Below are 15,158 nucleotides of genomic sequence, written 5' to 3' on the forward strand. Positions count from 1 at the left end.
TCCCCTACGGTTCACGCCACGCTTAAGCCCGCTGGGCCAAATCAATAGTCCATTCGGCGAATGCGTTCTTGGAGCATATATGACGATTTCCGGCGATTTCCCTTCTCGCGACCAAGTGCGACGCCTCAGAATCCTCTTTTACATAGATTCTGGCGCGATGTGGGCTCATTGCGTGACTGCCGCCGAACTCATCAGAAAACAACTTAAAGTAGATGTCGTGTTCATGATCGTCAATGCGGGAAGCTATCTTGATGAAACGATGAAAAATTATCAGGTCTACGATTATTCCAGTCTATTTAAGGCTGGCTCTGAATTTGCACCGGTCTGGCCGACGGAAAAAACAAGCGGAGGTTTCGGAAGCCGTCTACGCAATCTGCTGAGAAGCCGATCCGTGCAGTCGGCCTCTGGAAAGATCGGGATCTCGATCAAAAATTGTTCAAGTCACCCTGTTGCCGGGCCTATTGGTATTGGTGATCGCTTTTCGAGTCCTGAGACTGGCGCGAAAGATGCGACGCCAACTGCATCTGGGATATCGTGTGAAGAAAGCATTGCGCACGCGCATTTTATCGTCGTCGGGCGCGTCCCTTGCCCACAACGCACTGCGCGCGGTGCTCGCTCCTCTCTTTCTGTTTTTTCGTGGAGGCCTGCGTTCTGCTCTGCGAGGCGTACGAACGAAGCTGCGGGAAGTGCTGTTTGACCTGCGGAAGACGCAGGCAGGACAGTTGCTTCAGCAACTAAAGCACCTGTTTCGGGGAGCGAGAGGCGTAGAAAAATTTCTCAGGGCCATACAACCAGATCTGATTATGCTGCCGGAGGACAATGTCGAAACGCTGTCGACGATCTTTGTGGCCAAAGGTCGTCGACTAAATATTCCCAGTATGGTCATTCCATTTACAATCCCGAACCCGCTTGAGCCAGCGCGCTATTATTATGACAATCCAATGTATCAAGCGCGTGGGGCCGTTGCACGGCGACTTGTTCACCGGCATCCCAAGTGGCGATTTAATCACGAGGGCAGGGATCTGCTTCGTCAGCCTGCCATCAAGGCATCATGCCAGGAATTTCTTGGACTATCCTCTCCTGCTCCATGGGTTCTGAATCGCGGTAGCGCGGTCAGCATAGCGCTCGATAGTGACGCGCAGCGTGACCTTTATATAAAATTGGGGTTTCCTGTCGAACAGTTGAAAGTCATCGGTGATTTAAACGGGGCGATGTTTCATCATGTTCGGAGTCACAAGCAGCGGTTCGTTGAAGAGATTTGCTCGAAGTACGGGTGGCAATCCGATCGGCCACTGATCCTTTGTGGTTTTCCCCCGATCAGTATCAAGGCACGGATACAAGCAGATTTGAATTTCCCGACTATGATGCACTCGTCGAGGCCTGGATGGCGAGCTTCAGAATGCTCGCCACACGGGCGAATACCCTGATCAGGCCGCATCCGCGTATTCCCCTCGAACGCCTCTCGGGCTTCGAGGGCCCGAATGTCAAAATCTCGCTTCAGCCCACCGCTGAATTAATTCCTCTCTGCGATCTCTATGTCGCCTCGATATCTGCGACGATCCGATGGGCCATCGCATGTGGGATTCCTGTTATAAACTACGATACATACCGCTACCGCTACGCCGACTACGAGTCCGCTGCGGGGGTTCTTAGTGTAGAAGAACTGGGAGATTTTCGGTCGCTGATGACACGATTTGTCGACGACGAGAAGTTTGCTGCCGCCTTAAAGGAGAGACAATGCAGTGTCATGAAATACTGGGGGCAACTGGATGACGGAGCCGGACGACGGCTGTCGGCCTTGGTGTTGGATGCCGTTAACGACCGCATTAATCCAGATGAGGAGAAGCAATGGATTTTGAAACCCGCCGAATAAGAATTGTGGATGTGGCATCCGGCGCGCGGGTCGTGGTAACCGAGCCTTGCAATCTTTATGGCTGCAAGCTTGGTGACGACGTTTTCGTCGGTCCCTTCGTGGAGATCCAGAAACAGGTGGTAATTGGCGCGCGCTCTCGTATTCAGTCACATTCGTTCGTATGTGAACTCGTCACCATCGGCGAGGATTGCTTCATTGGTCACGGCGTCATGTTCATCAACGACGAATTCAGTAACGGCGGTCCGGCTCGAGGCGACAGGTCGCTTTGGAAACAGACCAGCATCGGCAACAACGTCTCGATCGGTTCGAATGCCACCATCTTGCCGGTCAGGATTTGCGAGGGCGCCGTGATCGGCGCCGGCGCCGTTGTCACGCGCGACATTACCGAACGGGGAATCTATGCCGGAAACCCTGCTCGCAAAATCCGGAACATCTCGTGATCAAGTTTCTCGATCTTCAGGCGCAGTACCTTTACATCAAGGACGAGCTTGACGCCGCGGTTGCTGCGGTCATCCAGAGTTCGGCCTTCGTCGGAGGCCCGTTCGTCCCGGCATTCGAACAGGACTTTGCCAGATGGATCACGGCGTCATACTGCATCGGCGTTGGCAACGGCACCGATGCGTTGGAAATCGCGATCGAAGCCTTGGATTTGCCGGCAGCGTCTGACATTATCGTGCCGGGAAACAGTTTTATCGCGACCTCGGAGGCTGTTAGCCGCTGCGGTCACCGCGTGATCTTCGCCGATGTCGACCCGGATTGTTACACTCTCACTGCCGAAAACGTCCGTGCTAAGCTGACGGCGCGCACGGCGGCTATCATTCCCGTCCATCTGTATGGGCACCCCTGTGACATGGCCTCGCTGCAGCAGATCGCGCTGGAACGACGTTTGAGGATTGTCGAGGATTGCGCTCAGGCCCACGGAGCCGAGTTCAACGGCCGCCGGGTCGGCACGATCGGCGACGTCGGGACTTTCAGCTTTTATCCTGGAAAAAATCTTGGCGCCTACGGGGATGCCGGGGCCATCGTGACCAATGACGAGGTTCTGGCACGGAAGATGCGGATGATCGCCAATCACGGGCGGATCGCTAAATATGATCACGAATTCGAGGGGCGCAGTTCGCGCCTCGACGGACTGCAGGCTGCGATCCTGAGCGTCAAGCTGCGGCATCTTGACCGCTGGACGGAGCACCGGATCGCGATTGCAAATCGTTATCTCGACCTTCTACGCGACATTCCCGAGCTCACGCTCCCTGTGCGCAAGAATTGGGCGCGGCAGGTCTATCATTTATTCGTGGTGCGAACGAAAGCACGCGATGCGCTCGCGGCGCATTTGCGCGCGAAGGGAATCCAGACCGGCATTCACTATCCGATCGCGTTGCCAAAGCTCCAGGCTTACGCATCTTTTGGCCAGGCTGACGAGGACCTCTTTGTCAACCGCAGCGACGCGCAACTCCTGAGCCTTCCGATCGGAGAGCACATGACAATGGACGACGTAGATGTTGTCGTGGCGGCGACGCGTGACTTTTTCAAATGAGAGAGAGATTGCGTCCGTGTCGCTGGATGAATTCAATCTGCCGGCTAGATAGGTTGAAGCGAGGAAAGGCATGTCGGCTCACTGCGTTGGTACAGACGGCAGGATCAAACGTGACTCTTTGAAGCGAGCGAAGCTAACGCTCGAATCTCAAAAATCGGGATGCTCTGCAATGTTCCGGTACGAGCTTCGAAGTCGAAACGCTCAAGGATGTGCTGGGCGCCTTTCGGGCGCATACCGACGGCATCCTGGAAATCGGCTGTGGCGACGGTCGCAAGCTCGAAAAAATGGCCGCGTTCTTCCAGGTCGACTCTGCCGGAATAGATACTTTCGACAGAAGGGGTCGCGGCTGGTAGCGAGCGACTGAGCGATTCGGACTGGGCGACGGTCGCGCTGTCGGCGGCCACTGCTGACAATTTCCATTCGCGACCGCTGAGTTCGATTTGGTGGATTTTGGCTTCCCTTTGTATGTCGTGTCGCGAACGAATTTATGCTTAGGTGGCGCAGCCGGACGCGTGCTGGGGGCCGGTGGCTTTCATACGATGTTCGATTTGATCCGTCCGGAATGCATAGGCGAAGCGAAGTTTCTCACACGCATGCTGGGAGGGCTGACACCTTTTCGACGATGGGCGCGTCCAGATCGACAACAAAACCGTCGAACGCTCCATCGGGCCCATCACGCCCAATCGAAAATTGCATTGTTTGCAGGCTCCGATGGGCCGCCCAACACTGGGCCGCCCCCGCCTCGCTGATCGAGAAATGTAAGCTGAATGACATGGATCCGCTTGCCGATCTGGCTACTCCTGACCAGGATCGTCAATGGTCAACCGAATCGAGAGGTCGATTGATTGTCGCTGACCGGATGAAATCCGATCAAGTCCCGGCCGCCCTCAATCGTGAAACTTTATTATTTTCGCGGTAGCAGCGACCAATTTCTCTGCACCCTGCCGGCTGAGATGGTCGGTATCGGTGTAAAATATTTCGTCATTTTCATGGGTAGCGCATCGTCCCGAGACGGCACTGCAAAACGTTTTATGCGGATATATCGGGATGATTTTTGGATTATCTTTGAACTCGTTGAGGATGTCGAACACCTTTTCATTTCGCTTCAGATAAACCGCTAGGCTCGTCGTCAGTGGAAGGTGTCCCTGGGCAATTAGCTTCACCAAGGTCCGCGGAACATTCCAGCCGACTTCGGGTACCGGCAGCACATAGTACACGACAATATTGTTTTCGGCCAACCGCCGGAGCGTTTCACGCAATTGGCTTGCCACCGCCAGAGTCCTTGCGTGGTCGTCACCCCTAAATCCGACTGGTGCGACTGGGAATGGTAGTCCTGGTTCTATCCCACCTTCCTGGTTATCGAAGCGGGTACCCAGCATATACGCAGTGCTTCGGTCACTGATAATAACATCTGATACCTGATTGGCCTTTAATGCCTGAAACGCGTCATTGTTGTATTCATCGCAATGGCTATTACTATTCTGTTCGACAACACCGATGATAAATGGACATCCTGCGTCAGTGTATACATACGCCGATGCAGAATTCCTGTTAAGCAGGTCGGAGAGGGGACCGGTGAGTGTTTCGGCGTGGCTGTCGCCAAGCACCGCGAAATGCGGCTTTGTACCTGGCCTTCCGATGATGCAGGCATCGACAATTGCTCTCCTTGTGCAGGTTCTTCCCTCCACATACGCTATCCCGCGTTCGGGCGTGATTTCCAGCAGGTGTTGCTGAACCTGGGAATATCTCCCAGGAAAGCCGCCCGTGAGAAGTGAAGAGAGTCCCGCGGCAACGAGCATCACAACGGTCAGGATCGCGGACGCAGCCAGTTGCTCACGGTTGATTGCAGCATGCCGAAACGGCTGTTCAACGTAGCGCCAGCTTAAAAATGCCAATGCAAAGCTTGCCGACAGCAGCAATGTCAGTGTGGAGCCGCCTGGAGCATTGACCAGATATGATCTTCCGAGAGCCAGTATTGGCTGATGCCAAAGATAAAGCGAATAGGAAATAAGGCCGATCCAAACGAGAGGCCGCCGCGTGAGCAGCCAGAATGCGGGACCACGATCGCCAACAATGATAAGCGATGTTCCGATCACTACTGTTATGGAGCCCATTCCGATTGCACCTCGCGATCCAAGCAAGACGAGCGAACAGAGAACAAGCCCCAAACCAATGACAGGAAGCACTGCACCAAAAGGATGCCGTGAATCTCGATGGTCTGCGCGCATTTTAGCGAGAACAGCGCCTATCAGGAACTGCCATGCCCTGTAGTAAAGGAAATAAAACGTGCCCGCAGCATCAACTGCGCCGTTGTGAAAAGCCAACAGGATTGAACTTGCCGTCGCGACAATCATCAAGCAAAGAGTCGCTTGTCGCCCACACCGCCAGACCAGCAGCAACATTGGCGGGAACAGAAGATAAAATTGTTCTTCTACCGCAAGAGACCAGAGGTGCAGCAGGGGAGTCAGTTCGCCAGGCTCTGAAAAATAATCTATTCGCCACCAGAAGAAAATATTGGCAGCGAAAAAAATGCTGGCAACGAGACTGCGAGAAAAGTCAACAAGCGGTTGCGGTACGAGGATCAACAGTGCGAGACAAAGGGTGACGGTGAGAACCAGGAAGAGGGCTGGCAGTATTCGTCTTGCGCGGCGAATGTAGAAATCACGGAGCGAGAAGGTCTGGCGCCTGAGGTCAGTGAGCACCAGCACTCCGGTCAGGTACCCGGATATCACGAAAAATATGTCGACTCCTAGATAGCCACCTTGGAGGGCGTAGGCATTGGACGATCCGAAATTGGCGTGAAACAACACCACGGCGAGGACCGCGATCCCTCGCAGGCCATCGATTTCTGGTCTGTATCGCCGCTTCTCGGGCGCATGTTGATCAGTGCTGCTTTGTAAGCGGTCTTGTGACATCGGATTCAGCTGCATCGTTTCAGATTTTGCGTACCCTACTGCTGAACGTTAAGCCACAGTGGAGTTGAAGGTTGTCGCCAAGCCGCCTTGGGTGGCGAGAGCCACCCTGTTGATTCAGGGTAACAAGGTCGATTCGACAATGGTTGACCTGAAACGCCGGGTGGTCCAAATCTCAGCGGGTTGGGAGCAGGAGAATCGAGAAACGCTTGCTGTGCTGACGAAGCATCACTGGAGCACGCTGTTGGTTGCCATGTTTGGGCGTAAAATCAAAGGTTACAAGGCCGTTTTTTCGCTGGCTTGGCGCTACAGCCAAAGCCACCGGAAATTACTGTGGTTATTCGTGGGCCTCGCGGTATTCGGCACCGTGACAGAGAGCTTTGGTGTCTTCCTTCTGGTGCCGTTGTTGCAAACGATGGGTAACACGAATGTCTTTGCCAACGTTCCTCTGTTGGGTCGGATGTCCGTCCTTTTTAATGATCTCCCCGTTGACCGACGGCTGCTCTGGGCTGGCGCTCTTATGTTGGTCGTTGTCCTGCTGAGAGGGGCGTTGCAATTCGCCCAGGAGTTCGTGGGATATGCCATCCCGCACCGGATCGATCTTCATCTTCGGTTTCGGGCGTATTCTGCGTTTATTAAAACAAGCATGAAGTTTGTCGATACGATCGGCGCGGGCGAGATATCAAATATCACGGTCAATCAGCCGGCCCGCATCGGGATCGCCCTGAGATTCTTTGCTACTCTTGCCGCGAACGTCGCCGTCTTGTTCAGTTACATTGCCGTGTTGAGCTTCGTGGCACCGCTTCTATTTCTTGTTGCGTTCGTGTACGTGGTTCTCGTCTCGCTTGTTTTTAGGGCTATGACGACAAAGCTGGTTCACAGCGTTGGCCTGGAAGTGTCGCAGGCGAACTTGCAGTTTGGCCAGCTTTTTTATGAAACGCTCTACGGCGGAAGATTAATTCGCCTAGCCGGCGCCACTCAGGACGTTCAGCGCGATTTGAAGGCTTCGCTGAAGGACCTGGAGCGTGCGCGCGACAAGACCGTTGCCGTCGAAAACATGACGGTGCCATTTTTCAGCACGGTTGGTGGCATTCTGATTTGCGTCATCGTGATGCTTGCCGGCACTTTGGATCCTGATGTCGTGGGGCAGGCGGTTGGGGTTCTCGTGATTTTCTTTATCCTGCTGTTTCGAATTCTGCCCCCACTCAGCATCATCAACATTTCTCGAAACAACATCATCATTCATCTAGACGCATTCAGGGAATTTGATGCGTTTCTTGAAAAAGCCGAAGCAGCCAGAGAGCGGGATGGACACATTCGTGTAGACAACTTCACGAATGAAATTCGATTTGAAGATGTATGCTTCGCCTACGAGGAAGGCAGGCCGAACGTTCTCGACAAAGTCAGTTTCGTTGTACCAAGAGGTCACATGGTCGCTATTGTTGGCCCTTCTGGTGCGGGAAAGTCGACCATTATTAATTTGATAACTCGCTTGTACGCCCCCAACTCCGGTACCGTGTATGTGGACGGCGCAAGTCTTAAGGATATCGAGATCGCTTCCTGGTGGCGGCGCCTTGGCGTCGTTACTCAGGACATCGTGGTCATGGATGACACAATCAGGGCAAACCTTTGCTTTGGTCTCCGGAATGAAGTTTCACTGGACCAGATGCGTTCTGCAGCCAGGCTGGCTGCAATCGATGAATGGATCGAGAGTCTGCCCGACGGTTACGAGACGGTGATGGGTGACAGAGGGTCTCATCTTTCCGGCGGGCAACGCCAGCGTATTGCGCTCGCGCGCGCCTTTCTTCGTGATCCCGATGTCATGATACTTGACGAAGCGACGAGCGCGCTCGATACGCTGACCGAAAGAACGATCCAGAAGCAGCTGCTGGCACTGTCGCGCCGCAAAACCATGATTGTTATTGCCCACCGTCTATCCACCGTGAGGCGGGCGGACACCATAATGCTGATCGACCGTGGACATGTTGTCGAAGTCGGCTCTCACAATGAGCTAATAGCCCGGCGCGGAAGGTACTGGAACATGATCGAGTCCCAGTCATTGGACCTTGTGGAAGACGAAGAAAGCTGATGCTCCGGTATCCAGCCATTAGTCGGGACGTTGGAGTTTTGAGACCGCTGTCCTTGCAAGTACGGGCCGTTTTCGGACCAATCCCGTTCTACTCTCAAGCGATTCGATCTTTGCAGCCGATCTTGACCGAGCGCCAGCGCGAGGTGATGCCCCATGGTGGGGATCGTTGACGATCGACTGCCAGGGCGGTTCTCTGATTGGCGCTGGAATTGTCGGAACCGCAAGCGGGGGAGTGACTTCTACGCGACGGCTTCGGGCAAAAAAAGATGGAACTGTAGATACATAGGGCGTATCTGTTATACCAATGAGCTTGCTAGAATCTGTTATACCAATGAGCTTGCTAGAAAATCGTTGCTGGTTCTACTACAGCGTCTGCACCGCCTGTCGTAAATACCGGGGTGTGATAGCTTGGTTGGCAACCAGAATGGCGCGTCGGATGGGAGTCGCGAACAATGTTGCAGCAGATTTCAGATATTTCGTCCGAGATTGAGCGCAACGGATTTTACGTTTTTAAGAATAGCCTGGAACCACAACTCGTGGATAAGGCACGCGCCGAAATACAGGCTTGGTTGGACAGGGACATTCGGGAGAGGCAGGACGGGGGAGTGGAAGCCGCTTGGTTCACGGGTGACGCCGGCATTTCAATTCTCACCAAGCCGACCCAGATTTTGCTGGACGCCTACGCGAAGAGCCCCGCCCTCGATCTCTTGGTGGAGCAAGTTTTGTCCGACCCGCTGTCGTCGGGAGTGTTGAAGCAATTGGCCGGGGAGAATATCAAGTTTCGGGGCTATAACGTTCAAAGGATGACAGGTGAGCCCGATCCGAGACCAATGATCGGGATCTCTCCTAACCCGCACGAGTGGCATCGCGACAGCCCAGGAGAGTTCGGTATCGCTCTCTTCTTGGAAGATATCCCGGGCCCCGAAAATGGTGCGACGTCCCTCGTTCCAGGCTCCCACTACTTTCCGTATTGTCCACGTTGGAATTGTTTGTTCGGCCCTCCTTTCAAAACCAAAGAGGGAAGGGGGGGCCTGGACTTTTTCCTTCGTTTCAATATCGCGAACAGAATGCTCGGCCGTCGCATCAATGGTCGGGCGACTGGCGCGTATGGCAAACAGGGGGACTTTTATTTCTTTATCAATGACGTCTGGCATGGCCGCGAACCGAACATGAACGGGCGTGCCGGCATCAAATTCATGATCGGCGCTTTTCCGGCCGATGAACCATTTCCTGATAAAGTGGTGCCTCCCGACGAAGAGACACTCGCGAAGCTTCCTCCGTTGGTACGGAAGGCTGCGAGTCTAGCGTCGCCCGCGCCATCATCTGAGACGCCGAATACGATCCTTCAACGCGTTCGAGGACACCGAGCCGAGAATGCTCCAGCGAACATTTTCAAAATGGCCCAGTATGAACGGCAATTTGCCGAAAGCCTTTCTCGTTTGGCGTACAAGTTCAGTGAGGGAATGCGGACGCTAACCAGCCCGTTTGCTGGTCGCTTCCCCTGGTCAGCGAAATCCTGACTGATTAGAACTAAGCATAGGCGTCTTAGTTCTGACTTGATCGGATTCTCGCGGCCAGCTTACAACGAAGTGATTCAGACTAGGCGCAGATCAGCCGCCTCAATTGCAACTAATCGCGATCATTTTTGGAGCGATAGCGAGATGAAGCCACCGAACCTGGTCCCGCGAGAGTGGCGCTTGCATGCCAGGAGCCGAGAGTTTAGATCGGTCTCGCCTACTTAATTCTACTAAATTGAAATGGCGTTGGAGTTGGCCGGCTCATCCGAAAGCGGACTGGGGATGACCTGGCGTCGTTGCTTGGAAGGCATAATCGTCGTAGCAACAGGCCGAAATCATGAATGTTCGGCAGCCAGCTTTGATCTAGTCAGGGTAAGGTATGCGCTGCCATTGGAGACTTGGATGAAGCTTTGTGTGATCGGTGTCGGACGCATGGGGCGCCGGCATATTATCGCTGCCCGCAATGCCGGATTTGAGCTTGCCGGCATTTTCGACGTGTCGGTGGACGCGCTTGCGACGACGATGACCGAATGCCATGTAGACAAGGCATTGGCGTTTGACGATGCGGTCCGCATGCTGAAATCGATGCGACCTGATGCCGTGGTGATTTCGACAACGGCGCCCAGCCATTGTGAATTCGTTTGTGCGGCTGCTGGCGCCGGCGTGCGCTATATCCTGTGCGAGAAGCCGATGGCGTCCTCGTTGGAAGAGTGTGACCGCATGATCGCTGCGTGCCGCGCGGCCGGGGCAAGGCTGGCGGTTAATCACCAGATGCGATTCATGGAGCAATACACGGATATCAAGGCGCTTACAGAGACGCCGGAATTCGGTGGATTGCGGTCCATGGTCGTCACCGCAAGCAATTTCGGTCTCGCCATGAATGGTTGTCATTACTTCGAGGCATTTCGCTACCTAACCGACGAAGAGGTGGCTGAAATCTCCTGCTGGTTCGACCCGAACAACGTGCCCAATCCCAGAGGTCCGCAATACGTTGATCGATCGGGCCAGCTGCGCGGCATCACGGCCTCCGGCATACGGTTGATGATTGAACTCGGGGCCGATCTCGGGCACGGCATCGAGGTTATTTACGGATGCCGCAACGGGCAGATCCTCGTCGACGAACTGGCTGGACACGTTCGTGGCATTCATCGATTGCCCGAATACCGGGACCTCCCGACAACCAGGTACGGGATGCCGGCGACCGAATTTCAACGAAAGATCGCCCAGGCCGACGTGACCAAGCCGACAGAAGACCTTTGGCGCGCGATGCTTTCGGGTGGGGTATACCCCACCGGCCAGAACGGGCGGCATGCAGTCGGTGTGCTGGTAGCGGCAAACCTTTCAGGTGAAAACGCCGGCCGCACGGTCGCTCTCGGACATGGATTGCCGATCGAACGTAAATTCATGTGGGCGTGAGGAGATAGGATTTGGCTTGCGGATTGAAAGTCGCCTTCGTCGGCGCGGGCTATATGGCCGAAGAGCACATGCGGGCCTTCGCCAGTCTGCCCGACGTGATTATCGTCGGTGTCTACAGCCGTACCCGCGAGCGCGCCGAAAAGCTCGCGGCCGTCCATGGCACCAAGGTCTACGAGTCCGTTTCCGACCTGTACAGCAAGACGCAAGCGGACCTCGTCGTCGTGACCGTCATCGAGCTTTCGATGGCGGAAGTCGCCGCTGCCTGTTTCGAGCATCCATGGACCGTGTTGCTCGAGAAGCCCGCCGGCTACGATCTTGCCGATGCCACCCGCATCCGGGACGCGGCCGATCGCAACGGGCGGCGGGCATTCGTGGCCTTCAATCGCAGGGCCTATTCCAGCACGCGGCAGGCGTTGGAGCTGCTCAAGGGTAGCTCCTCGGAAAGGTTCATCAAGGTCATCGATCAGCAGGACCAGCAATCCGCGATCCTGGTGAACAAGCAGCCCGAACTCGTGGCGCGGAACTACATGTTCGCCAACTCGATCCACCTGATCGACTACTTCCGTGTTCTTGGCCGCGGCGAAGTCGCAAGCGTCGAGCCGATCGTGCCCTGGAAGCCGGAACGGCCCGGGCTGGTCTTGGCGAAGATCAACTTCAGCAGCGGCGACGTCGGGCTTTATGAAGGAATCTGGGACGGTCCCGGGCCCTGGATCGTCACCGTCAACACGCCTGAGCAGCGCATCGAACTGCGGCCGGTGGAGCGGGTTTCCGTGCAGCTGCGAGGTACCCGGGCCGTCACCGCGCCGGATATCGATGCCGACGACACCGCCTACAAGCCCGGACTGCGTTATCAGGCGGTGCAGGCCATAGCGGCGACGCGCGGCGAACCGGCCAATCTGGCCACCATTGGAGATTCTTGGCACTCCATGAAGCTGGTCGCGGATATCTTTGGCCTGACGTGAATGGCGTCATTCCCGTCACCCCGATCGGAAGCTGAAGTCAATGCCGTTCTGGAGGAGTTTGAGCGGCGTCATCGGGTATTTGAGCTGACGATCGGCGGGATGTCGCTCTGGCGGATTCTTCGGTTCGAGATTTCGTTTACCATGCAAAATCTCGGGCTCTCGCGCCCGATGGCTTCGAAACGCGAAATATTGGCGAGTATGTTTTCCGCCGCCAGACAGCTTTTCGTGGCGCCGGGCGGCACTCAATATCTCGGAGCCACCATGAGTTCGGCCCTGCGCACGTTCGATCAGCGTGGATGGCACGACATCTACTTTGATCCGATCATCGATGCCATCGGTGGTGGCGAAAAGATGCTGTATGTCGACGCGCCCGGATTTGAGCAGCATGCCAGGCACGCATTTCGTCAGCCGGTTTTCAACGACACCTCCGTGGTGGCGTTGAGCGCCGTTCTGGGGCGCATCTTCGGCATCCGCGGCCATGATGATGTATTCCAGGCGTTGTCACAAATCATCGCCAACGATCTCGGTCTCTCCGAATTCACGGCAGAACGAATTCGTCGCAAATACAGCGTTCTGATCTGGCGAAGCTGGCTCTATCGCATTGTTCTACGCCGGCTCCGGCCTGGGTGCGTCATGATACCGAACTCCGGACAGTTCGCGCTCTTTCTGGCTGCGCGCGCGCTGGGCATTCCCTTTGTCGAAATGCAACACGGCATTTTTAGCGAAAACCATCCGGATTCACTTCCGGCCGCAGCGCTCGAATTCGATCGAGACTCGATGCTACTGCCGGATATCCTGACAGTCTACGGCTCGTGGTGGGGCGACCTGTTGAAGGATTCGGCGCTGGGCCGGCTTGGCCGGATTCGCGAGGTGGGCGCTTCGTGGATAGAGTCTGCGCGGGCCTTGCGCTTGCGTCAGTTCTCGACCGATCCGGACCGCCCCGTAGTGACACTGACCTCACAGGGAACCGGCGCGGAGCAAGTGGCTGATTTTATAGCAGCGTTCCTGAAACTGTATTCGGGAGCCCTGCTATTCAATATCCGGCTGCATCCGGGCTATGAGATCGGTACAAACCACTACGACAGATTTTCCGACGATGAGCGGGTAAAGCTGTGGCCTGGGAATTCCAGGCCGGACACGTTCGAGATGATTGCCATGTCCGACCTGCATCTAAGCGTTTCCTCCGCGTGCCATTACGAAGCGCTTGGCATCGGCACGCCAACCGGTATTCTGGCGTTACCCGGACACGAGCTGGTGCTTGACCTTGCGAGGCGCAACAACGCCGCTCTGGTGGACAATCCCTCTGCGTTGGCCATGATGGTGAAGAAGCGTTCCTGGCCCCCCATATCGGACAGCATTTCGGATCAATATTTCCGTGGGGGCCATATTGACAATATACGGGCGCTTCTTTCCGAATGCCGCGATATGGAGAAGGTCAAGTGATTACGATCATCGATTATGGGACCAGCAACCTCGGATCGATGCAAAACATGCTCAAGAAGATCGGTGCACCGTCCAGGATTGCGGCATCGCCAAATGATCTTGACGGGGCCACCAAGATCATTGTGCCCGGGGTCGGTTCCTTCGATGCGGGCATGGGCAAATTGCGCGCATCCGGCATGATCCCGGTGCTGAATCAAAAGGCGCTTGTCGACAGGATTCCAACCCTCGGAGTCTGCCTCGGGATGCAATTGATGACAGAGCGCAGTGAGGAGGGAGTGCTGTCCGGTCTCGGCTGGATCGAGGCAGAAGCCGTCCGGTTCGATCAGAAGGCGGATCCCGGTCTCAAGGTCCCGCATATGGGCTGGAACGAAGTCGTTCCGGCCAAGGCGTCCGCACTCACCGCGAATTTCCCGGCCGAGACGCGGTTCTATTTTGCCCATTCGTATCATGTGAAGTGCAAGGTGGTGGACGACGTCCTGCTCGGAGTGTCGTATGGCGCCGGTACATTCACCGCGGCATTCGCGCGGGGTAACTTGTTCGGTGCTCAGTTTCACCCGGAAAAGAGCCACCGGTTCGGAATGGCATTCCTCAGGAATTTTGTAGAGCGATGCTGAAGACCCGCGTCATTCCCGCGCTGCTGCTGCGTGGTGCCGGACTTGTGAAGACAACCGCGTTCAAGAGTCCGGTCTACGTTGGGGATCCGATCAATGCGATCAGGATATTCAACGAAAAGGAAGTCGACGAACTCGTCCTGCTCGATATTGCGGCCTCGCGCACCGGCAGGGGACCCGCATTCAGCACCATCGAAAGCATCGCCAGCGAATGTTTCATGCCGGTCGCTTATGGCGGAGGAATAAGCTCCGTCGAGCAGGTGCGAAGAATATTGGGGTTAGGTGTCGAGAAAGTTGTCATCAATGCTGCCGCGCTGGCCGATCCGCAAATCGTGCGCGCAACAGCGGATGAATTCGGCAGTCAGGCGATCGTCGTTTCGATTGATGTCAAACGCAAGCTGCTGGGCCGCTACGAGGTTTATGGCGACAGCGGCACCAGGTCTACGGGGCACGAGCCGGCTGCGTACGCCAGGATGATGGCGGATCTTGGTGCCGGCGAAATTCTCCTGACCGCGATCGATCGCGACGGCACAATGAAAGGTTACGACATCGAGCTGGTGTCTAAGGTCGCTTCGGCGGTGAGCATTCCCGTCATAGCTTCCGGCGGCGCGGGCACGATCGCCGATTTCGGCGTTGCGTCGAAACATGGCGGCGCCGCGGCGGTGGCTGCGGGAGCGATGTTTGTGTTTCACGGCCCCCACCGCGCCGTGCTCATCACCTATCCCTCGCATGCCGAACTCTCCGCGGTCCTCAGTTGAAAGGGACGCGCGCAAGATTGCCGCGATGAGTTCGAGCTCCTCC

General features: G+C 55.8%; 14 protein-coding genes and 1 pseudogene. 13 read left to right on the top strand and 2 right to left on the bottom strand.

From position 1 onward, the window contains the following. Positions 1 to 79: 79 nt before the first annotated feature. From AB8Z38_RS00160 to AB8Z38_RS00180, 5 genes are read left to right on the top strand one after another with little or no spacing between them, the layout of a single operon-like run. A complete protein-coding gene (locus tag AB8Z38_RS00160; protein WP_369722499.1) occupies positions 80 to 697 on the top strand; it encodes a hypothetical protein in 618 nt (205 codons plus the stop codon). Beyond that, positions 687 to 1,427 carry a hypothetical protein gene (locus tag AB8Z38_RS00165; RefSeq protein ID WP_369722500.1) on the top strand — a complete coding sequence of 247 codons (741 nt, stop codon included), beginning with the start codon at positions 687 to 689 and terminating at the stop codon, positions 1,425 to 1,427. The genes AB8Z38_RS00160 and AB8Z38_RS00165 overlap by 11 nt, the downstream gene beginning before the upstream one ends. After that, positions 1,400 to 1,873, top strand: coding sequence for a hypothetical protein (locus AB8Z38_RS00170; RefSeq protein WP_369722501.1), 474 nt, complete (start codon positions 1,400 to 1,402; stop codon positions 1,871 to 1,873). The genes AB8Z38_RS00165 and AB8Z38_RS00170 overlap by 28 nt, the downstream gene beginning before the upstream one ends. After that, a complete protein-coding gene (locus AB8Z38_RS00175; protein ID WP_369722502.1) occupies positions 1,849 to 2,313 on the top strand; it encodes an acyltransferase in 465 nt (154 codons plus the stop codon). Before AB8Z38_RS00170 ends, AB8Z38_RS00175 begins: the two co-directional genes overlap by 25 nt. Then, positions 2,310 to 3,407: a DegT/DnrJ/EryC1/StrS family aminotransferase gene (locus AB8Z38_RS00180; RefSeq protein ID WP_369722503.1), complete on the top strand. Its 1,098-nt coding sequence runs from the start codon at positions 2,310 to 2,312 to the stop codon at positions 3,405 to 3,407. The genes AB8Z38_RS00175 and AB8Z38_RS00180 overlap by 4 nt, the downstream gene beginning before the upstream one ends. A 104-nt stretch (positions 3,408 to 3,511) precedes the next feature. Here the strand turns inward: AB8Z38_RS00180 and AB8Z38_RS00185 are convergent, their stop codons facing one another. Continuing rightward, entirely contained in the window at positions 3,512 to 3,811 is a 300-nt protein-coding gene (locus AB8Z38_RS00185) for a hypothetical protein (RefSeq protein ID WP_369722504.1), read from the bottom strand. Positions 3,812 to 4,025: 214 nt separating this feature from the next. On the opposite strand from AB8Z38_RS00185, the pseudogene AB8Z38_RS00190 reads away from it, so the two are divergent. After that, positions 4,026 to 4,252, top strand: a pseudogene (locus AB8Z38_RS00190) (transposase domain-containing protein); the annotation flags it as partial. Between the two features lie 42 nt (positions 4,253 to 4,294). On the opposite strand, the gene AB8Z38_RS00195 reads toward AB8Z38_RS00190, so the two are convergent. Then, a complete protein-coding gene (locus AB8Z38_RS00195; protein WP_369722505.1) occupies positions 4,295 to 6,337 on the bottom strand; it encodes an acyltransferase family protein in 2,043 nt (680 codons plus the stop codon). A 49-nt stretch (positions 6,338 to 6,386) separates the two neighbouring features. Between AB8Z38_RS00195 and AB8Z38_RS00200 the strand changes: the two genes are divergently transcribed. The 7 genes from AB8Z38_RS00200 to AB8Z38_RS00230 all read left to right on the top strand — a co-directional run bounded on the left by AB8Z38_RS00200 (position 6,387) and on the right by AB8Z38_RS00230 (position 15,115). Beyond that, the gene (locus AB8Z38_RS00200; RefSeq protein ID WP_369722506.1) at positions 6,387 to 8,408 is read left to right on the top strand and encodes an ABC transporter ATP-binding protein; all 2,022 of its coding nucleotides are present in this window, start codon (positions 6,387 to 6,389) and stop codon (positions 8,406 to 8,408) included. A gap of 452 nt (positions 8,409 to 8,860) precedes the next feature. After that, positions 8,861 to 9,928, top strand: coding sequence for a phytanoyl-CoA dioxygenase family protein (locus tag AB8Z38_RS00205; RefSeq protein ID WP_369722507.1), 1,068 nt, complete (start codon positions 8,861 to 8,863; stop codon positions 9,926 to 9,928). Between the two features lie 399 nt (positions 9,929 to 10,327). Continuing rightward, complete coding sequence (locus tag AB8Z38_RS00210) at positions 10,328 to 11,341, top strand: Gfo/Idh/MocA family protein (protein WP_369722508.1); 1,014 nt, start codon at positions 10,328 to 10,330, stop codon at positions 11,339 to 11,341. A gap of 11 nt (positions 11,342 to 11,352) precedes the next feature. After that, entirely contained in the window at positions 11,353 to 12,303 is a 951-nt protein-coding gene (locus AB8Z38_RS00215; RefSeq protein ID WP_369722509.1) for a Gfo/Idh/MocA family protein, read from the top strand. Next, entirely contained in the window at positions 12,304 to 13,746 is a 1,443-nt protein-coding gene (locus tag AB8Z38_RS00220) for a hypothetical protein (protein ID WP_369722511.1), read from the top strand. Then, complete coding sequence (gene hisH / locus AB8Z38_RS00225; protein ID WP_369722513.1) at positions 13,743 to 14,360, top strand: imidazole glycerol phosphate synthase subunit HisH; 618 nt, start codon at positions 13,743 to 13,745, stop codon at positions 14,358 to 14,360. Before AB8Z38_RS00220 ends, hisH begins: the two co-directional genes overlap by 4 nt. Further along, positions 14,354 to 15,115, top strand: a complete 762-nt coding sequence (locus AB8Z38_RS00230) for an AglZ/HisF2 family acetamidino modification protein (RefSeq protein ID WP_369722514.1) — start codon at positions 14,354 to 14,356, stop codon at positions 15,113 to 15,115. The genes hisH and AB8Z38_RS00230 overlap by 7 nt, the downstream gene beginning before the upstream one ends. Positions 15,116 to 15,158 lie beyond the last annotated feature (43 nt).

Source organism: Bradyrhizobium sp. LLZ17 (genome assembly GCF_041200145.1).
Classification (GTDB): Bacteria; Pseudomonadota; Alphaproteobacteria; order Rhizobiales; family Xanthobacteraceae; genus Bradyrhizobium.

Excerpts from the sequence above, each read along its gene's own strand:
- AB8Z38_RS00210 (WP_369722508.1), top strand. The coding sequence starts at position 10,328 with ATGAAGCTTTGTGTGATCGGTGTCGGACGCATGGGGCGCCGGCATATT.
- AB8Z38_RS00230 (WP_369722514.1), top strand. The coding sequence starts at position 14,354 with ATGCTGAAGACCCGCGTCATTCCCGCGCTGCTGCTGCGTGGTGCCGGA.
- AB8Z38_RS00220 (WP_369722511.1), top strand. The coding sequence starts at position 12,304 with ATGGCGTCATTCCCGTCACCCCGATCGGAAGCTGAAGTCAATGCCGTT.
- AB8Z38_RS00170 (WP_369722501.1), top strand. The coding sequence starts at position 1,400 with ATGCTCGCCACACGGGCGAATACCCTGATCAGGCCGCATCCGCGTATT.
- AB8Z38_RS00195 (WP_369722505.1), bottom strand. The coding sequence starts at position 6,337 with ATGCAGCTGAATCCGATGTCACAAGACCGCTTACAAAGCAGCACTGAT.
- AB8Z38_RS00175 (WP_369722502.1), top strand. The coding sequence starts at position 1,849 with ATGGATTTTGAAACCCGCCGAATAAGAATTGTGGATGTGGCATCCGGC.
- AB8Z38_RS00205 (WP_369722507.1), top strand. The coding sequence starts at position 8,861 with ATGTTGCAGCAGATTTCAGATATTTCGTCCGAGATTGAGCGCAACGGA.
- AB8Z38_RS00160 (WP_369722499.1), top strand. The coding sequence starts at position 80 with ATGACGATTTCCGGCGATTTCCCTTCTCGCGACCAAGTGCGACGCCTC.